The sequence below is a fragment of the Bradyrhizobium ferriligni genome (genome assembly GCF_056837965.1).
The window spans coordinates 26,445-45,921 of sequence record NZ_JBXEJO010000055.1 but is presented as its reverse complement, the minus strand read 5'-3'; the positions used below and the strand labels follow the sequence as shown (position 1 = coordinate 45,921).

General features: G+C 65.5%; 17 protein-coding genes. 6 read left to right on the top strand and 11 right to left on the bottom strand.

Going from position 1 to position 19,477, the window contains the following annotated elements:
- Positions 1-2 precede the first annotated feature (2 nt).
- From AC1VNY_RS28955 to cnbZ, 6 genes are all read left to right on the top strand, one after another.
- Positions 3-536, top strand: a complete 534-nt coding sequence (locus tag AC1VNY_RS28955; RefSeq protein ID WP_482407743.1) for a phosphonopyruvate decarboxylase — start codon at positions 3-5, stop codon at positions 534-536.
- The gene (locus tag AC1VNY_RS28950) at positions 533-1,123 is read left to right on the top strand and encodes a thiamine pyrophosphate-dependent enzyme (RefSeq protein ID WP_482407742.1); all 591 of its coding nucleotides are present in this window, start codon (positions 533-535) and stop codon (positions 1,121-1,123) included. The genes AC1VNY_RS28955 and AC1VNY_RS28950 overlap by 4 nt, the downstream gene beginning before the upstream one ends.
- A gap of 64 nt (positions 1,124-1,187) precedes the next feature.
- On the top strand, positions 1,188-1,889 hold the full coding sequence (locus tag AC1VNY_RS28945) for a TetR/AcrR family transcriptional regulator (protein WP_026192475.1): 702 nt from the start codon (positions 1,188-1,190) through the stop codon (positions 1,887-1,889).
- Position 1,890: 1 nt separating this feature from the next.
- On the top strand, positions 1,891-3,084 hold the full coding sequence (locus tag AC1VNY_RS28940) for an efflux RND transporter periplasmic adaptor subunit (RefSeq protein ID WP_016842923.1): 1,194 nt from the start codon (positions 1,891-1,893) through the stop codon (positions 3,082-3,084).
- A gap of 81 nt (positions 3,085-3,165) precedes the next feature.
- A complete protein-coding gene (locus AC1VNY_RS28935; protein ID WP_038383847.1) occupies positions 3,166-6,267 on the top strand; it encodes a multidrug efflux RND transporter permease subunit in 3,102 nt (1,033 codons plus the stop codon).
- A gap of 131 nt (positions 6,268-6,398) precedes the next feature.
- A complete protein-coding gene (cnbZ, locus tag AC1VNY_RS28930) occupies positions 6,399-7,142 on the top strand; it encodes a 2-amino-5-chloromuconate deaminase CnbZ (RefSeq protein ID WP_482407741.1) in 744 nt (247 codons plus the stop codon).
- A gap of 244 nt (positions 7,143-7,386) precedes the next feature.
- Here cnbZ and AC1VNY_RS28925 read toward each other — a convergent pair whose 3' ends face one another.
- The 11 genes from AC1VNY_RS28925 to AC1VNY_RS28875 all read right to left on the bottom strand — a co-directional run bounded on the left by AC1VNY_RS28925 (position 7,387) and on the right by AC1VNY_RS28875 (position 19,419).
- Positions 7,387-8,277 (bottom strand): ABC transporter permease, encoded by an 891-nt coding sequence (locus AC1VNY_RS28925; RefSeq protein ID WP_482407740.1) that lies wholly within the window; start codon positions 8,275-8,277, stop codon positions 7,387-7,389.
- 4 nt (positions 8,278-8,281) lie between these two features.
- Positions 8,282-9,223, bottom strand: coding sequence for an ABC transporter permease (locus AC1VNY_RS28920; RefSeq protein ID WP_482407739.1), 942 nt, complete (start codon positions 9,221-9,223; stop codon positions 8,282-8,284).
- Positions 9,224-9,245: 22 nt separating this feature from the next.
- On the bottom strand, positions 9,246-10,757 hold the full coding sequence (locus tag AC1VNY_RS28915; protein WP_482407738.1) for an ABC transporter substrate-binding protein: 1,512 nt from the start codon (positions 10,755-10,757) through the stop codon (positions 9,246-9,248).
- A gap of 17 nt (positions 10,758-10,774) precedes the next feature.
- A complete protein-coding gene (locus AC1VNY_RS28910) occupies positions 10,775-11,872 on the bottom strand; it encodes an ABC transporter ATP-binding protein (protein ID WP_482407737.1) in 1,098 nt (365 codons plus the stop codon).
- The gene (locus AC1VNY_RS28905; protein ID WP_482407736.1) at positions 11,869-12,858 is read right to left on the bottom strand and encodes an ABC transporter ATP-binding protein; all 990 of its coding nucleotides are present in this window, start codon (positions 12,856-12,858) and stop codon (positions 11,869-11,871) included. Before AC1VNY_RS28905 ends, AC1VNY_RS28910 begins: the two co-directional genes overlap by 4 nt.
- Positions 12,855-13,565, bottom strand: coding sequence for a DUF1028 domain-containing protein (locus AC1VNY_RS28900; RefSeq protein WP_482407735.1), 711 nt, complete (start codon positions 13,563-13,565; stop codon positions 12,855-12,857). The genes AC1VNY_RS28905 and AC1VNY_RS28900 overlap by 4 nt, the downstream gene beginning before the upstream one ends.
- Before the next feature lie 15 nt (positions 13,566-13,580).
- Positions 13,581-15,386 (bottom strand): gamma-glutamyltransferase family protein, encoded by a 1,806-nt coding sequence (locus AC1VNY_RS28895; RefSeq protein WP_482407734.1) that lies wholly within the window; start codon positions 15,384-15,386, stop codon positions 13,581-13,583.
- A 112-nt stretch (positions 15,387-15,498) separates the two neighbouring features.
- Positions 15,499-16,491: an ABC transporter ATP-binding protein gene (locus tag AC1VNY_RS28890; RefSeq protein WP_482407733.1), complete on the bottom strand. Its 993-nt coding sequence runs from the start codon at positions 16,489-16,491 to the stop codon at positions 15,499-15,501.
- On the bottom strand, positions 16,488-17,471 hold the full coding sequence (locus AC1VNY_RS28885) for an ABC transporter ATP-binding protein (protein ID WP_028338803.1): 984 nt from the start codon (positions 17,469-17,471) through the stop codon (positions 16,488-16,490). Before AC1VNY_RS28885 ends, AC1VNY_RS28890 begins: the two co-directional genes overlap by 4 nt.
- Positions 17,468-18,427: an ABC transporter permease gene (locus AC1VNY_RS28880; protein ID WP_225160751.1), complete on the bottom strand. Its 960-nt coding sequence runs from the start codon at positions 18,425-18,427 to the stop codon at positions 17,468-17,470. The genes AC1VNY_RS28885 and AC1VNY_RS28880 overlap by 4 nt, the downstream gene beginning before the upstream one ends.
- Before the next feature lie 11 nt (positions 18,428-18,438).
- Positions 18,439-19,419, bottom strand: coding sequence for an ABC transporter permease (locus AC1VNY_RS28875; protein WP_038383837.1), 981 nt, complete (start codon positions 19,417-19,419; stop codon positions 18,439-18,441).
- Positions 19,420-19,477: the final 58 nt, after the last annotated feature.

Below are 19,477 nucleotides of genomic sequence, written 5' to 3'. Positions count from 1 at the left end.
CAATGCATGCCCGTGCCGACACTGCGGCCTCCTGGCCCGAGGAGATCTTCTCGATATTGCAGCGCTTCGAGGTGCGTCAGGTGCCCTACGTGCCGGACGCCGGCCATTCGGAGCTGATCGAGCGGGTGCTGGGAGCGTCCTCGATGCGCGGCATTGCGCTGACGACCGAGGAGGAGGGCGTGGCGCTGCTCGCGGGCGCCTGGGCCGGCGGCCAGCGCGGCGTATTGCTGATGCAATCGAGCGGGGTCGGCAATTGCATCAACATGCTGTCGCTGGTGCAGATCTTCCGCTTGCCGTTCCTCACGCTGGTGACGATGCGCGGCGAATGGGGCGAGTTCAATCCCTGGCAGGTGCCGATGGGCTCGAACACACAAGGGATTCTCGAATTGTCCGGGATCAAGGTGCTGCGCGCCTCGCACCCTGAAGAGGTCCGCGAAGTCGTCGAGGCCGGCGCAGCGCAGGCCTATAACGCCTGCACGCCAACCGCCGTCCTGCTGTCGCAGCGCCTGATCGGGGCAAAGGTCTTCACCAAATGAGTAAAGCCAATCTCCTCGACCGCCGTGCCGTCGTTTCCGAACTGCTCAGGGATCGCAAGGGCGCCTTCGCCGTCGGCGGCCTCGGCGCCTCGACCTATGACATCGCCGCCGCCGGCGACCACGACCGCAACTTCTATCTCTGGGGCGGCATGGGCGGCGCCGTGATGATCGGGCTCGGCCTTACGCTGGCCCAGCCGACGCTGCCGGTCGTCGTGATCACCGGCGACGGCGAGATGTTGATGGGGATGGGGAGCCTTGCCACCGTCGGCCTGCAGCAGCCCAAAAATCTCTCGATCATTGTGCTGGACAATGAGGCTTACGGCGAGACCGGCGGCCAGGCCAGCCACACCGGCGGAACCGCCGACCTCGTGGGTGTTGCCAAAGCCTGCGGAATCGGGGATAGCCGGGCGATCAGCACGATGGCTGAGGTCGAGGCTTTTGCCTCGTCTTTGCAAGACGTTACGGCGGGGCCGCGGTTCGCCAGCGCGAAGATCGACGGCGCTAATCTGGAGCGCGTGCTGTCCAGCCGCGACGGCACCTACCTCGTGAATCGCATCAGAGGGTCGATCGGCCACACTCCTATTTAAAGTGGCTTTCGCGGTGCAATAGAACCTTGACTTTTGGTAAAGTGAGTGATTACTCACGACCCAAATGTCTACCTTACGCATGACGAGTGACTTACGGCGTCAGTTGATCCTGAGCGCCGCAAAGCGGTGTTTCGCCCGCAACGGCTTTGCCGGCACCACGACAAAGAGCGTGGCGGCCGCGGCTGCCATTTCGGAAGGGCTGCTGTTCAAGCATTTCCCGTCCAAGGCGGCGCTCTATGCCGAGATCCTTGCCGAGGAGTGCGAGGCGGATCCCGATCTCGCGCATCTGCTCGGCCAAGAGCCCTCGACCGCCACACTGGTCGAACTGGTGCAAGGCATGGTCGGTCACTTCATGCAGTTGCGTGATGCGCCGGATCAGGAAGAGGCGCAGCGGATGCGGCTGATGGTGACGAGCCATCTCGACGACGGCGAGTTTGCGCGCCTGCTCTACGACAAGGTCGGCAAGCTGATCGGTCCGACCTTCGCCGCCTCGCTCGAGCGGGCAATTGCCGCCGGCGAGGCCACGAAGATCGGCGACGAGCCGCTCAACCTGTTCTGGTTTGCGCACCATACCGTGCTGATGGGTGCGCTGACACAGCTGCCTGCGACACCATGCCTCCCCTACGGCGATGCCGCCGCGGCCGAGCGCCAGCTTTGCCAATTCATCCTTCGCGGCATCGGACTTACCGAAGCCGCAATTTCAACTCATTTGGGCCGCCAGCCGTCGCCGATCGCAGGACCGTCGGTAACTGCAGAAAGTGCATGACATGAATATTCAGACCGAAAGCCACATCTCGGGGCAACCGATCAAGGAGAAGCAAGCCAAGCGTCCCGTCCGCATGGTGCGCTGGTTCATCATCGTAGGCCTGTTGCTGGCCCTGCTCGTTGGTGCGCTGGTCGGCTTCAACGCCTTCCGCAGCCACATGATCGCGCAGTTCTTTGCCAACAATAAGCCGCCGCCGGCGAACGTGTCGGCCGTCGAGGCGAAGACGGAAGTGATTCCGAACCTGCTGACCGCCGTCGGCGATCTCGTCGCCGTGCACCAGGTCAACGTCACGACCGACGTGCCGGGCCGCATCACCGAGATCCTGTTCACGGCCGGCAGCCACGTAAAGGCCGGCACGCCGCTGGTGCAGTTGTTCGACGCACCGGAGCAGGGCGACCTCGCCAACTACAAGGCGCAAGCGACCGTCGGCGAGCTGCAGCTCGACCGCGCCAAGCAGCTCGCGTCGCGCCAGTTCGGTCCGCAATCGACCGTCGACACCGCGCAGGCCGCTTACGACCAGGCCAAGGCGGGCATTGCCAAGACCGAAGCGCTGATCTCGCAGAAGCTGGTGCGCGCACCGTTCGAAGGCGATCTCGGCGTGCGCCAGGTCGAAGTCGGCCAGTACCTGACGGCCGGCACCCAGATCGTGTCGCTGACCGATCTGTCGGTGCTGTACGCCAACCTGACCGTGACCGAGAAGCAGAGCTCGCAGATCAAGGTCGGCCAGGCCGTACGCGTCTCGGTCGACGCCTATCCGGGCCGCACCTTCGAAGGCAAGATCACGACCATCGAGCCGCAGATCGCGACCGACACCCGCAACATCCGGGTGCAGGCCACGATCCAGAATCCGGACAGCATCCTCAAGCCCGGCATGTTCGCGACCACCACGATCGTGCTGCCCGGGAAGCCGCCGGTCGTGACCATTCCGGAAACCGCGGTCGACTACACGCTGTATGGCGACTCGGTGTTCCTGATCACCGAGAAGAAGGGCGACGACGGCAAGACCACCCTGACTGCGGACCGCACCTTCGTGAAGACGGGCAACCGCGTCGAGGGCCGGGTCGAGATCCTCAAGGGCCTGAAGGCGGGCGACAAGGTCGTCGCCGTCGGCCAGATCAAGCTGCAGTCGGGCATGGCGGTTGCAATCTCGACCGATCCGCCGCCGCCGGTTCCGGCGGAACCGCCGCGCTACTGATCTTCATTCATCGAACTCGGAGGGCCATTGGCCCTCCGCCACATCTTGCCGCAAGCCGGCAGAACACGAATCGAGTTGGCGATGGCCTTCACTGATATTTTCATCAAGCGCCCGGTGCTGTCGGTCGTCGTCAGCCTGCTGATCCTGCTGATCGGCCTGCGCGCGGCGATGGTTTTGCCAATCCGGCAATATCCGAATCTTTCGAACACCGTCGTGACGATCACCACGTCATACCCCGGTGCGTCGCCCGAGCTGATCAACGGCTTCATCACCACGCCGATCGAGCAGGCCGTCGCGTCGGCCGAAGGCGTCGACTACATGACGTCGAACTCGGTGCTCGGCACCTCGACGATTCAGGTTTACGTCAAGCTCAATCACGATCCGAACCAGGCGCTGACCGAGGTGCTCGCCAAGGTCAACTCGGTCAAATACCTGATCCCGAAGGAAGCCTTCGATCCGGTCGTGACCAAGGCGACCGGTGACACCATCGCCGTGATGTATCTCGGCTTCTCCAGCGAAGAGCTGACCGGATCGTCGATCTCCGACTACCTGACTCGCGTCGTACAGCCGGTGCTCTCGACGGTCGATGGCGTCGCGTCGGCCGACATCCTCGGCGGCCAGACCTTTGCGATGCGCGTCTGGCTCGATCCGACCCGCATGGCCGGACGCGGCGTGTCGCCCAACGACGTCGCCGCCGCGATCGCCGCCAACAACTTCCAGGCGGCCGCCGGCCAGACCAAGGGTTTCTTCATCGTCTCCAACGTCTCGGCCAATACCGACCTTCAGAACATCGATCAGTTCAAGCGGATGATCGTGAAGGCGAAGGACGGCGGCTTTGTGCGCATCGAGGACATCGCGACGGTGGAACTCGCGGCGCAGAGCACGGACGCCAGCGTCGCCTTCAACGGCGAGCATGCGATCTTCATCGGCATCAAGGCGACGCCGCAGGGCAACCCGCTGACCCTGGTGAAGGGCGTGCGCGCGCTGTTCCCCGACCTCGAGCGCAACCTGCCGCCGTCGATGAAGATGAAGGTGGCCTACGATTCCACCAAGTTCATTCAATCGTCGATCGATGAGGTCGAGAAGACGCTCACCGAAGCGGTCCTGATCGTCGTCGTCGTCATCTTCCTGTTCCTGGCCTCACTGCGGTCGGTGATCATTCCCGTCGTCACCATCCCGCTGTCGCTGATCGGCGTCTGCATCCTGATGCTGGCCGCCGGCTTCAGCTTCAACCTGCTGACGCTGCTGGCGATGGTGCTGGCGATCGGCCTCGTGGTCGACGACGCGATCGTTGTCGTGGAGAACATCCATCGACATCTCGAGGAGGGCCTGCCACCGGTGCAGGCATCGCTAAAGGGTGCCCGCGAGATCGTCGGTCCCGTCGTCTCGATGACGATCACGCTGGCGGCGGTGTACGCGCCGATCGGCTTCCTCGGCGGCGTGACCGGCACGCTGTTCCGCGAATTCGCCTTCACGTTGGCCGGCTCGGTGATCGTGTCGGGCGTGATCGCGCTGACGCTGTCGCCGATGATGTGCTCGGTGTTCCTCAAGAGCGCGGAGGAGGGGCGTTTCGCCAGGCTGGTTAATCGCGTGTTCGGCGCGTTGACGCGCGCCTATGGCCGCCAGCTCGACCGTTCGCTCGACTACCGCCCGATCACGGCACTGTTCGCCGTGACCATCCTCGGTCTGGTCGGCTTCCTCTACATGCACATCCAGAAGGAGCTGGCGCCGCAGGAGGATCAGGGCATCGTGTTCGCGGTGACCAAGGCGCCGAAATACGCCAACATCGACTACATCGATTTCTACGGCGACAAGATGGACAAGGAGTTCCAGAAGTTTCCCGAGACCGACCTGCGGTTCATCCTGAATGGCATCACCGGTCCGCAGGGCGGCTTCGCCGGCATGCTGCTCAAGCCGTGGGATGAGCGCAAGCGCAGCGCGCAAGCGCTGCAGCCGCTGGTTCAGGCCGAGCTGTCCAAGATCGAGGGCATCAGCGCGTTCGCGTTCAGCCTGCCGCCGCTGCCCGGCGGCCCCGGCGGTCTGCCGGTGCAGATGGTGATCTCTTCGACGGCCGGATTCCAGCAGGTGTTCGACCAGATGAGCAAGCTGAAGGATGCGGCGCGCAAGAGCGGCCTGTTCATCGTCACCGACAGCGACCTCGACTTCAACCAGCCGGTGGTCCGGGTGAAGGTCGATCGCTCCAAGGCGAGCGACCTCGGCATCACCATGCAGTCGATCGGTGGCGCCCTGGCGACGCTGCTCGGCGGCAACTATGTCAACCGCTTCAATCTGGAAGGACGCTCCTACCAGGTGATCCCGCAGGTGCCGCGCGCCAGCCGGCTCGCGCCTGAGGCATTCAACGATTACTACGTCCCGACCGCGACCGGGCAGCTGGTGCGGCTGTCGACCGTGGTTTCGGTCGAGACTGGCGTCGATCCGAACGCGCTGACCCACTACAACCAGCTCAACTCGTCGACCTTCCAGGCGGTGCCGATGCCCGGCGTCTCGATGGGCCAGGCGGTGGAGTTCCTGCAGGGTGAAGCCAAGAAGCTGCCGTCCGGCTTCAGCTACGACTTCCTGGCCGACTCCCGGCAATACGTCCACGAAGGCAACCAGCTGCTGGTCACCTTCGCGTTCGCCATCATCATCATCTTCCTGGTGCTGGCGGCGCAGTTCGAGAGCCTGCGCGATCCGTTCGTGATCATGATCTCGGTGCCGATGGCGATCGTCGGCGCCTTGATCCCGCTGTTCTTCGGCGTCGCCACCATGAACATCTACACCCAGGTGGGCCTGCTGACGCTGGTCGGACTGATCACCAAGCACGGCATCCTGATGGTGGAGTTCGCCAACGAGTTGCAGCTCAACGAGGGACTGGACCGTCGCGCGGCGATCGAGATGGCCGCCCGGATCCGCCTGCGTCCGATCCTGATGACGACGGCGGCCATGGTCACCGGCCTGCTGCCGCTGCTCACGGCCTCCGGTGCGGGCGCTGCCAGCCGCTTCTCGATCGGGCTTGTGGTCGTGGCCGGCATGACGATCGGCACGCTGTTCACGCTGTTCGTGCTGCCGATGGTCTACACGGTGATCGCGACCGACCACCAGGCCGCGGCCCATTCCGATCGCGCCAAGCAGATCGCCGACTACGAGCTCGACCAGCGTGGCGGCGCGCTGAAACCGACCTGAGCCCTCCAAGCTCATGCTCGCAGGGAAGGCGGCACTGGCGAAAGCCACTGCCGCCTTTTCTTTGTCCCGTGATAGGCTTTGCCGACGGCGGGCAGAAAGTACTCGCCTTAAGGAATCCGGAGGAAACAGGCATGGCGAGCGAGTTTGCGGCGGGCAACTACCGGTTCATTCCGGCCGTGTTCCAATATTCAAGCGGCGCGCAGGCGAACGCCGGTTATGAGATCGAGCGGGTGCGCTTCGATCGCCTGCTGCCGCTCGCGGAAGGCTTTGCGCGGATCGCGGCCTACATCCGCGACGCCGGCCGGCCGCTGACCGCGTTCTGCGCCTGCGAATTGCGTTCGCCGGCCGCCTTCACCGAGGACGGCTTCCGGGCTTTCAACCAGCACTACGTCAAGACGCTCGCCGAATGGGGCCTGTTCGACGGCACCATCAATCCGGTGGCGCGCAGCAATGTCTGTCCCGAGATCGATCCGCCGGCCGAGCCGTCGTTCCATGCGTTCTCGTTCACGCGGCCGAGCACGACGACGTCGCCGTCCTTCGTGATCGCCGGCGGCGCCGAGGCACGCGGCGGCACCGCCAGCTATCCCGACCGCATCGTCTGCTATCGCGATCTCGGTCCCGGCGCGTGGAAGGAGAAGGTCCGCTTCACCGCGAGTGAGATGGAACGCCGTCTGGCGGAGTTCAGCTTCGGCTGGCAGGAGACGACGGCGGTGCAGGCCTACACCGTGCACGACATCCATCCGGTGCTCGTCGACGAACTGGTCCGCCGCGGCGCCACCCGCTCCGGCCTGACCTGGCACTTCTGCCGCCCGCCGGTGGTCGATCTCGAATACGAGATGGATTGCCGCAGGGTGCTAAGGGAGGTGGTGATTTAGGTTCGGTCATTGCGAGAAGCGAAGCGACGAAGCAATCCATAGCTCCGCATGCTCGGTGATGATGGATTGCTTCGCTTCGCTCGCAATGACGAGAACTTAGTGCCCCGTCATCCCCGCGCAAAGGCTTCGCCTTTGTCGCTGGAGGTGCGAGCGGAGCGAGCCTCGAAGGATGCACGGCCACCAGCCGGGCCGTCGACCCTTCGAGACGCGCGTTCCGCGCTCCTCAGGGTGACGGGGGTCAATGTCACCGCGCCTTCGGATCGAGCGCGTCGCGCAGGCCGTCGCCGACCAGGTTGAACGACAGCACGACCAGGAAGATCGCAAGCCCCGGCCAGACCGCCATCCAGGGCGCGCTGGTCAGGAAGCGTTGCGCGGCGTTGAGCATGCTGCCCCAGGACGGCGCCGGCGGCTGCTGGCCGAGGCCGAGAAAGGACAGCGCGGCCTCGGCGATGATCGCGGCCGCAATCGACAGCGTCGCCTGCACCAGCAGCGCCGGCAGGATGTTGGGCAGGATGTGGACCAGCGCGATGCGCCAGCGCGGATTGCCCATGGCGCGCGCGGCCTCGACATAATCCTCGACCTTGACGCTCATCACCTGGCCGCGGGTCAGGCGGATGAAGATCGGGGTCGCCGAGACGCCGATCGCGATCATGGCATTGCTAAGACTTGGACCGAGAAATGCTGCGAGCGCGATCGCCAGGATCAGGAACGGGCAGGCCAGCATGGCATCCGTGATGCGGCTGATCAGCGCGTCGATGAAGCCGCCGCGATAGCCGGCGAGGAGGCCGAGCGGCACGCCGATCGCAAGCGCGATGCCGACCGAGATGACGCCGGCAAGCAGCGAGGCGCGGGCGCCGAACACGACGCGGGCGAACACGTCGCGGCCGAGTTCATCGGTGCCGAACCAGTGTTGCGCCGACGGCGCCTTGCGCACCAGCGACCAGCTCGTCGCGACCGGATCATAGGGCACGATCAGCGGCGCGAACACGGCGAGCAGGATAAAGAGCGCGATCACGGCAAGGCCGAGCACGGCGCCCTTGCGCCGGATCAGCCGCCGCCAGGCGCGCTGCGCCGGGCTCTCGAGCGTTTCGGCGGCGGCGAGCGGAGCGAGGGGGCTGAGTGCAGCGTCGGTCATCCGATCAGCCCCTCAGCCGCGGGTTGACGAGGATGTAGGCGATGTCAGCGATCAGATTGAGCGTGATGTAGATCGTCGCCGTCGTCAGCACCACGCCCTGCACGACGGCATAGTCGCGGTTGAACACGGCATCGACGATCAGCTTGCCGAAGCCCGGGATCGAGAAGATCTGCTCGGTGAGCACCGCACCCGACAGCAGCGTGCCGAGCTCGAGCGCGCCGAGCGTGATGATCGGCGTCAGCGCGTTGCGCATCGCATGCTTGAGGATCACAGTGCGCTCGGACAGGCCCTTCGCCCGCGCGGTGCGGACATAGTCGCTCTCCAGCACCTGCAGCATCGCGCTTCGCGTATGCCGCATCAGGACCGCCGCGATCGCATTGCCGAGCACGAAGGCCGGCATGACGGATGCGGCGAGGCTCGCGCGCCAGTTTTCGCCGAGCGGCACGTAGCCGGAGGCCGGCAGCCAGCCAAGTTCGACGGAGAACAGGAAGATCAGCATGATGCCGAGCCAGAAATTTGGCGTCGAGATACCCCACAGCGCGAACAAATTGGCGCCATAGTCCCACGCCGTGCCGATCTTCACCGCCGAGATGATGCCGGCAGGAATGCCGATCAGGAAGGCGACCACGATCGCCATGCCGGCGATTTGCATCGTGACCGGCAGCTTCTGCGCGATCAGGCTCGACACCGGCATCTTGTTGCGCAGGGACTCGCCGAGGTCGCCCATGAGCACGCCCTTGACCCAATAGGCATATTGCACCGGAATCGGTTGATCCAGGTGGTATTGCTGGCGGATCTGTTCGATGACGGCCGGATCGCGCTCCTCGCCGGCCATGACGAGTGCCGGATCGCCGGGCAGCAAATGTTGCAGCGAGAAGATCAGGAGCGAGACGAAGAACAGCGTCGGGACCAGCTGAACCAGCCGCTTGGCGAGGAAGTTCAGCATTGTCGGCCCCGCGCTGTGGCGATCATTTCAATTTCAGCCCGACCACGCGCACCAATCCGTCCGGCATCTGCCGGTAACCCTCGACCTTGGTGGAGTGGGCGATCAGGAGGGTGCGGTGATAGATGTAGATAATCGGCTCGTCATTGAGCACGATCCTGGTCATCTTCTCGTAGATCGCCTTGCGCTGGGCGGGATCGTTGATCAGCCGCGCATCTTCCATCAGCTTGTCGGCTTCCGCGTTGGAATAGCCGCCGTCGTTCTGCGGCGCCTTGGTGTGCAGGAAGACATAGGAATTGCCGTCAGGATCGATCCGGCCGCTCCAGTTGATCTGAAACACCTGAAATTCGCCGGCCTGGGCCTGCTTGAAAGTCGTCGCAAATTCGACCACGCGGATCTTGATGTCAAAGCCTGCTTCGGCCGCCATCGACTGCACGACCTGGGCCACCGCTTCGTTCTCGGCGCCCTTGGGGACCATGTAGTCGATGGCGACGGGCAGCGTGACGCCGGCCTCCTTCAGCAGCGCCTTGGCCTTGGCAATGTCGCGTCCCCGAACCGGAAACGCCTTCTGATAGTAAGGGTGCGTCGGGCTGACCCACTGATTGCCCGGCGTGAACTCGCCGTTGAAGACGACCTGGTTGAGCGCCTCGCGGTCAATCGACAGATCGAGCGCCTGGCGCACCTTTTCCGACTGGCTGAGCGGCCCCTTGCTCTTGTCGTTGCCGACGTTGATGGTGAGGCCGAGATAGCCGAGTTCAGGTGCGGTCGACAGCACGAGCCGCTTGTCGGCTCGGACGTCCCTGATATCGGTGGCGAGCACGCGCTCGATCAGGTCGAGCCCGCCGGATTTCAGATTGGCGAGCCGCACCGTGGCATCGACGATAGGAAGGAACACGATGCGATCGATGAAGACGTTGTCCTTGTTCCAGTAATCCCCGAATTTCTCGAACACCATGCGGTCCTGCTGCACGCGTTCGACGAACTTGTAGGGGCCGGCGCAGACTGGATGCAGGCCGAATTTGTCGCCCGCTTCCTTCACCGCCTTCGGCGAAACCATCATGCCGGCGCGGTCGGTCAGCTGGGCGATCAGCGGCGAGTAGGGCGTCTTGAGCACCAGCTTGATGGTCAGGGGATCAACGACGTCGACGTGGTCGAGCGCAGCCAATTCCGGTTTGCGAAACGAGGTCGGCAGCGTCAGATGGCGCTCCAGCGAGAATTTGGCGGCTTCGGCGTCGAACGGCTCACCGTCGTGGAACTTGACGCCCGGCCGGAGCTTGATCGTCATCTCCTTGCCGTCGGCCGAGTTCTCGTAGGACAGCGCGAGCTGCGGAACGATGTTCAGCTTCTCGTCAATGTCGAACAGCTTGTCGCAGAAGGCTGAAAAGACGATGCGGCCGACATAGGTGCGTCCGATTGAAGGATCGAGGATGTCGGGGTCCTCGGCGAGCCCGATGCGAAGTGTCGTCTCGGCACGCGCGCTCGTTCCGCACCAGGTCACGAGGGCCGCCATCAGGACCGCCAAGCGCCAAAATCTCATCGCCAACCCCTTATTTCCTACGCCTTTGTTCCCTGTGAAATAACCCCGGGCCGCCCCGAGGCTTCCGCCGCATTGAACGCCGCCACCAGCTTTTCCAGTGTCGGCGAGAACCCGCCATCGGAGGGCACGATCGCCTCCGCGCCGGGCAGCTCGCCCGTCCGGTGACAGGCCGTTGCATATCCGGTGCCATCTTCGCGCAACTGCGGCACTTCGCTGCGGCAGCGCGCGATCACGTAAGGACAGCGCGTATGGAAGCGGCAGCCGGACGGCGGATTGAGCGCGCTCGGCAGCTCGCCCTCCAGCACGATGCGGCTGCGCCTGGCGCGCGGCTTCGGCACCGGGATCGCCGACAGCAGCGCGCGGCTATAGGGATGGCGCGGCGCGGCGAACAGCGCTTGGGCATCCGCCGTCTCGACGATGGTGCCGAGGTTCATCACCGCGACGCGGTCGGCGATGTGCTTAACCACGGCGAGATCGTGCGAGACGAAGATGTAGGCAAGCTTCAGACGATCCTGCAGGTCGCGCAGCAAATTCAGGATCTGGGAACGGATCGAGACGTCGAGCGCCGACACCGGCTCGTCGCAGATGATCAGCTTCGGCTCGACTGCGAGCGCGCGGGCAATCGCGATGCGCTGGCGCTGGCCGCCGGAGAATTCGTGCGGATAGCGGCGCGCAAAGCGCGGCTCGAGCCCGACCAGACGCAACAGCTCCTCGACCCGCGCGCGGCGGTCCGCGGCCGGGACGAGATTATGCAGCGCCAGCGGCTCGGTCAGGATCTGGCTCACCGTCATGCGCGGGTTGAGCGAGGCGTAGGGGTCCTGGAAGATCAGCTGCGCGGCGCGGCGGAATGCGCGCAGCTGCCCGGCATTGAGCGTGCCGAGGTCGCGGCCCTCGAAGCGGATCCGTCCGGCGTCCGGCTCGATCAGCCGCAGCACCAGCCGGCTGACGGTGGATTTGCCGCAGCCGGATTCGCCGACCAGCGCCAGCGTCTTGCCGGCCTCGACCGTGAAGCTGACGCCGTCGACCGCCTTCACATGGGCGGTCGGCCGGCCGAACAGCGAGCGTTCGGCGACGAAATGCTTCACCAGCCCTTCGACCTCGAGCAGCACGGTCATGACACCAGCCGCTCCAGCGGCGCGCGGAGGCAGCGCGAGGCGTGGGTCGGGCTCAGCATCGCGAGCGGCGGCGGCGCTTGGGTGCAGGCAAGTTCCACGAACGGACAGCGCGCGGCGAAGCGGCAGCCGGCGGGCGGGTTCGCCATGTTCGGCACCATGCCCTCGATGGTGGCGAGGTGGCTGGTGCGGCGGTCGAGGCGCGGGATCGAGCCGAGCAGACCGACCGTGTAGGGATGCTGCGGATTGGCAAACAGCTCGTCGACCGGTGCGCGCTCGACGATCTCGCCGGCATACATCACCGCGACCTCGTCGCAGACTTCGGCGACGACGCCGAGATCGTGGGTGATCAGGATGATCGCGGCGCCGCTCGCGGCCTTCAGCTCCCGCATCAGATCGAGGATCTGCGCCTGCAAGGTGACGTCGAGCGCGGTGGTCGGCTCGTCGGCGATCAGAAGCTGCGGATCGCAGGCCAGCGCCATCGCGATCATCACGCGCTGGCGCATGCCGCCGGACAGCTTGTGCGGAAACTCGTCGATGCGTTTCTCGGGCGAGGGGATGTGGACGCGGCGCAGCAGCTCGATGGTGCGTTCGCGCGCCGCGCGCCGGGAGCCGCCGCGGTGGCGCAAGATGGTCTCGGTGATCTGGTCGCCGATGGTGAAGCTCGGGTTGAGCGAGGTCATCGGCTCCTGGAAGATCATCGCAAGGCGATTGCCGCGCAGGTCGCGCAGCGTCGTATCAGGCACGTCGAGCAGGTCGAAGCCGTCGAAGCGGATCGCGCCGGAGACCGCGGCGGATTGCTTCGGCAACAGCCCCATGATCGCGAGCGAGGTCACGCTCTTGCCGCAGCCGGACTCGCCGACGAGGCCGAGCGTCGCGCCCTTGGCGACGGAAAGATCGACGCTGTCGACGGCATGCGTCTTGCGGCCGTCATCGCCCTGGAAGGTGACGCGCAGGCCTTCGATCTCGATCAGCGGGCCTGCCGTCATTCGCGGCTCGTGGTTGCCGTGGCGATGCCGGCGTCGATTGTGGCGCGATCGCTGGTTCCGGCCGGGTTGCCGCGGGTCGGCATGAAGCTCCGGAACGGCACCCAGTGCTCGCGGCTGACGGCTTCCAGCCGCTCAAGCTCGCGCAGGGGATCGGCGTGGTCGTCGACGCGCAGGTCGAGCGCCGGCCATTCCTCCGCGCCGTGGATCAGAAGCGCCGCCGATTGCTTGCCGCGCTTGTCGCCGCCGGCCGCTTCGCCGGCGAACATCGCCTTGATCAGCCGTTCCGCGAACGGCAGCTTCTCGTTCTCGGCATAAACGCGCGCGGTCTCGTCGAGCACCGCAGGTCCGGCCAGCATGTTGCCGGCGATCGAGAATCCGTCGCCGGCGATATGGCCGAACCAGTCGATGCAGTCCTTGCCGGAATGCGCCGCGATGCGGCCGCTGGCGTCCATGACATGGAGCTGCCGGCTTTCGCGGCCGCTGTCGGGCGCAATCAGCGCCGCGATCACCTCATGCGGGCTGTTGCCGCCGCGTAACAGGGCGAGGCCGTCGATGCCGTAATAGGGATTGACCAGCGCCTGCGTCGCCACCGCGCCGATCCCGGGTGCGATGTGCGGCACCAGCGCGCCGACCGCGAAGAACCGCGTCGTGACGGCGATGCCGAGCTGGCCGGTGGCGCTGTCGCGGGCGATGATCGACCAGGTCATCTCAAACCTTCGTGCTTAGCGGCCTGCGGCGTAACCCTGCATGCCGCGCGGATTGGCGGCGGCGCGGCGGCGGGGGCCGACCTTCGAGGCCGCGGTGAGGCGGCCTTCCGACCAATCGGGACCAATCTCAACCACATGGCCGCGGCGTTTCAATTCGTCGATGGTCGATTTCGGCACCCGGTTTTCCAGCACCAGGACGCCGGGCCGCGACGTGCGCGGCCAGAACGAGATCGGGAAATGCTCGGAGTGCCAGGCCGGCGCGTCGATCGCCTCCTGCAGATTGAGATTGGCGTGGACATGGCGCAGGAAGAACTGCGTGATCCACTGGTCCTGCTGGTCGCCGCCCGGCGAGCCCCAGGAGAGATACGGCTCGCGGTCGCGCAGCGCCATGGTCGGCGAGAGTGTGGTGCGCGGCCGCTTGCCCGGCGCGAGTGAGGCAGGGTGGTTCTCCTCGAGCCAGAACATCTGGGCGCGGCTGCCGAGGCAGAAGCCGATCTCGGGAATCACCGGCGAGGACTGCAGCCAGCCGCCGGACGGCGTCGCCGAGATCATGTTGCCGGCCTTGTCGATGATGTCGAAATGCACGGTGTCGCCGCGCACTTCGCCGAACCGGCCGACGGTCGGCTCGCCCGCGCCCATGGCGCCGACCGCTTCGCGATGTCCTTCGGCGTGTCGCAACTTCACGACGCCGCCGAAGCCCTCGACCGAGCCGGGACGGAAGTCGAGCGAAGCCTGGTCTTTTGAGATCAGCTTGCGCCGTTCGTTGTTATAGGCATCGGACAGCAGCGTCTCGATCGGGATGTCCGTGAACTTCGGGTCGCCGTAGAACGTCTCGCGATCGGCATAGGCGAGCTTGGCGGCTTCGATCTGCAGATGGATGAAGTCGGGGCCTGCGGGATCGAGCCCGTCGAGCTCGAAACCCTTCAGCAGCGCGAGCTGCTGCAGCATCACCGGACCCTGGCTCCAGACCCCGGCCTTCTGCACGGTGTAGCGGCCGTAATCGTAGGTGAGCGGCGCCTCGATGGTCGGCTGCCAGCGCGCCATGTCGTCGGCCGACAGCACGCCGCGATGCGGCGAGCCGGAGACGTCCATCACCTCCTGGGTGCGGCAGAACTTGTCGATCGCCTCGGCGACGAAGCCCTTCGACCAGGCCTGCCGCGCGCGCTCGATCTGCGCGACGCGGTCGCTGCCGGCGCTCTCTGCCTCATCGAGGATGCGTGTGTAAGTTTCCGCGAGCTTCTTGTTGGTGAAGATCGTGCCGGGCTTCGGCACCTCGCCGTTGGGCAGATAGACGTCGGCCGATGTGGTCCAGTATTTCCGGAACAGTTGTTCTACGGTCTTGATGGTGGCCGATGCGCGCTCGACCAGCGGATAGCCGTCGCGTGCGTAGGCGATCGCGGGCTCCAGCACGTCGCGCAGCTTCATGGTGCCGTAGTCGCGCAGCAGCAGCATCCAGGATTCGAATGTGCCGGGCACGCAGGCCGCAAGCAGGCCGGTGCCGGGCACCATCTCGAGACCCTCGCTGCGATAATGCGCGATGGTTGCCTTCGCCGGCGCCGGGCCCTGGCCGCAGATCACCTCGCTTTTGCCGCGCTTGACGTCGTGCACGATGATCGGCACGTCGCCGCCGGGGCCGTTCAGATGCGGCTCGACCACCTGTAGCGTGAAGGCGGTGGCCACTCCGGCGTCAAAGGCGTTGCCGCCCTTCTCCAGCGTTGCCATGCCGACCGCGGTGGCGATCCAGTGCGTCGAGGTGACGACGCCGAAGGTGCCTTCGATCTCGGGCCGGGTTGTGAACGGATCGGGGTTGATGTTGCTCATGGCGATTGACCGTTCGTCGGTTTGTTGTTGGGTCTTCTCGGCGGGCGCACTTGATCACAGGCCGGCTGGTATGCCAACCGCTTGGTGGACATGGCCGCTCCCATCCGCGTGATCATGCCGGAACGGCGGCGGGATTGTTGACGGCATGGCAGGCGACGCCGTCGATCAGTTCCGGCGTCTTCTGGCGGCAGAGATCGAAGGCGAGGGGACAGCGCGGGTTGAACGAGCAGCCCTGCGGCGGATCGATCGGATTTGGAATCTCGCCCTTCACCGGGATGCGCTGGCGGCCGGACATCGCAAGGTCCGGAACCGCGCCGAGCAGCATCTTCGTGTAGGGCATCCGCGGGTTCTCGAACAATTCCCGACCCTCGGCGATCTCGACAATGCGGCCGAGATACATCACGCCGATCCGGCTCGCCATGTGGCGGACCACTGCGAGATTGTGGCTGATGAAGAGATAGGTGAGGCCGAACTTGTCCTGCAGGTCGCGCATCAGATTGAGGATCTGCGCCTGCACGGAAACGTCGAGCGCCGAGGTCGGCTCGTCGCAGACGATGAACTCGGCCTCGGACGCCAGCGCGCGGGCGATCGCAATGCGCTGGCGCTGGCCGCCGGAAAATTCGTGCGGGAATTTTTGGCCGTCGTCGGGGTGCAAGCCGACCAGCGAGAGCAATTCGCCGACCCGGGCCTTGATGTCGCGCTCGCCCTGGATCAGGTCGAAGGCGCGGATCGGCTCGGCGACGATGGCGGCGACCCGGTAGCGCGGATTGAGGCTCGCATAGGGATCCTGGAAAACCATCTGGATGCGCCGGCGCAGGCGGCGGCGCGCCTGGCCCTGCCGCGGGTCGGTCATCGAGACCCCGTCGATGACGACCTCGCCCGAACTCGGCGGCAGCAGGCCGACCACCATGCGTGCGACCGTGGTCTTGCCGGAACCGGATTCGCCGACCAGCGCGAAGGTCTCGCCGCGCTTGATGTCGAAAGAGACGCCGTCGACGGCTTTCAGGAATTCGAGATGGCCGCCCTCGATCACGCGGTTGAGCCACGGCTTGGAGACGTCGAAGACGCGGCGCAGGTTCCTGACCTCGATCAATGTCCCGCTCATGCCGCCGTCTCCTTCGCCGGCTCGAACAGGTGGCAGGCGACGGATTGCGTGCCCTGCCGGATCGGCTCGGGGCGTTCGACGTGGCAGCGATCGAAGGCAAACGCGCAGCGCGGATTGAACGGGCAGCCCGGCGGGATCGCCGACAGCCGCGGCATCGAGCCGGGGATCTGCACCAGGCGCTTGTCCTCGCCGGCAAGCGTCGGGATCGCGCCCATCAGGCCCCTGGCGTAGGGATGCAGCGGATTGCGCACCACCTCCTGCACCGGGCCGATCTCGGCGATGCGGCCGGAATACATCACCGCAACGCGGTCACAGGTCTCGGCGATCACGCCCATGTCGTGGGTCACCAGCATCACGGCGGTCCCGTGATCGCGGCCGAGCCGCTTGATCAGCGCGATGATCTGCGCCTGCACGGAGACGTCGAGCGCGGTGGTCGGCTCGTCGGCGATGATCAGCTCGGGCTCGGCACAGATCGCAAGCGCGATCACGACGCGCTGACGCATGCCGCCGGAGAATTCGTGCGGGTAACCGTCGATGCGCTTCTCCGGCGCGGGAATGCCGACCTCGGCCAACAGATCGATGGCGCGCCTGCGCGCGGCGCTCTCGCTGAGATTGCTGTGGGTTCGAATGGTCTCGATGATCTGGTCGCCGATCCGGTAGAGCGGATTGAGGCTGGTCAGCGGATCCTGGAAGATCATGCCGATCCGCTTGCCCCTGATGCGGCGGATCTCCTCCGGCGGCAGATGGTCGATCCGCGTGCCCGAGAGCTCGATCTCGCCGCCGGAAATGCGGCCGGGCGGATCGATCAGCCCGATCACGGCAAGGCCGGTGACCGATTTGCCGGCGCCGGACTCGCCGACCACGCCGAGCACCTCGCCCTTGGCGATGTCGAACGACACGCCGTTGATGGCGCGCAAGGTCGCACGGCGGGTGACGAATTCCACCTCGAGATTGCGCACGGAAAGAACAGGCTTGGTCATCGGAGCTTCGGATTGAGGGCGTCGCGCAGCCAGTCGCCGAGCAGGTTGATGGAGAGGATCAGGCCGGCCAGCGCAATGCCGGGGAAGGCCACGATCCACCATTCGCCGGCGAACAGATAGTTGTTGCCGATCCGGATCAGGGTGCCGAGCGAGGGCATGGTGTCGGGCATGCCGGCGCCAAGGAACGACAGCGTCGCCTCGGTGATGATCGCGAGCGCGAGGTTGATGGTGGCGATGACGAGGATCGGGCCCATCGTGTTCGGCAGCACGTGCCGCAACATGATCTTCGGCGCCGGCAGGCCGATCAGCTGCGCCGCGGCCACGTAATCCTTGTTCTTCTCGACCATCACCGAACCGCGCACGGTGCGGGCATATTGCACCCAGAAACTGAGGCCGATCGCGATGATCAAGACGCCGAGCGTGCTCATCTCGTCGAGCCGGTTGCCGAGCAGCGATTTGGCGACGCCGTTGACCAGCAGCGCGATCAGGATCGCGGGGAAGGTGAGCTGCACGTCGGCGATCCGCATGATCACGGTGTCGACCACGCCGCCGAAATAGCCTGCGATCAGCCCGAGGGCGATGCCGAGCGCGCCGGCAAAGACCACGCCGGCCAGGCCGACTGCAAGCGAGATGCGCAGGCCGTAAAGGATCGCCGAGAGCACGTCGCGGCCCTGCTCGTCGGTGCCGAGCAGGAACGGGCTCTGGCCGTCGGCGGTCCACAGCGGCGCGATCCGCGAGTTGATCAGCTGCAGTTGCGCCGGGTCGAACGGGTTCTGCACCGCGAGCCATGACGCGAAGATCGCGAGCAGAAAGAACAGCAGCGTGATCACGGCGGCGACCATCGTCAGCCTGGAGCGGCGGAACGAATAGAAGATGTCGCTATCGAGCGCGCGCCTGAACCAGCCGGCAGGGGCCTGGTGGTCTTGGGAGCGATGGGGGACGACGGCATCGGACATCGGTCAGCCCCTCACGCCGCGCGGCCGACGGTCGACCGCAAGCGCGGATCGACCACGGTGTAGAGGATGTCGACCACGAGATTGATGGTGACGAAGATCAGCGAGACCATCAACAGATACGCGGCCATGATCGGGATATCGACATTTTGCACGGCCTGCACGAACAGAAGTCCCATGCCCGGCCATTGGAACACGGTTTCGGTGATGATCGAGAAAGCAATAACCGAGCCAAACTGCAGCCCGGCCACCGTGATCACGGGAACCAGGGTGTTCTTCAACGCATGGCCGAAATGGATCGCGCGCGTGGTCAGACCGCGGGCGCGGGCGAAGCGGATATAGTCGGTCCGCAGCACTTCCAGCATTTCGGCGCGCACCAGCCGCATGATCAGGGTCATCTGGAACAGCCCGAGCGTAATCGCCGGCATGATCAGCGCCTTGAGGCCCGAGACGGTCAGCAGTCCGGTGGTCCACCAGCCGAGCTTCACCACCTCGCCGCGGCCGAAGGAGGGCAGCCAGCCCAGCGTCACCGCGAACAGATAGATCAGGAGGATGCCGATCAGGAAGGTCGGCAGCGAAATGCCGATCAGCGATACCGCCTGGAATAATTTGGCGAGCACGGTGTCGCGGCGCAGCGCCGAATAGACCCCCATCAGGATGCCGGCCACCATCGCGAACAGCGTCGCGCAGATCGAAAGCTCCAGCGTCGCCGGCAGCCGTTCCGCCAGCAGCGAGGAGACCGGCAGGCGGAACTGGTAGGACACGCCGAACTTGAACTGCAGCGCATTGATGAAGTAGCGGCCGAACTGCACCAGCACGGGATCGTCAAGGCCGAGCGACTGCCGGATCTCGGCGCGCTGCGCGGCCGAGGTATCGATCGAGACGATCTGGTTCACCGGATCGCCGGCGAAGCGGAACATCGCGAACGCAATCACGCCCACGGCGAGCATCACGCCGATTGCCTGCAGGAAGCGGCGAAGAGTGAAAGCCAGCATCTCTACCTTTCACTGCCTTTGACATTCGGCGCGCGGCCTTGCGCGGCCGGAAAATGAG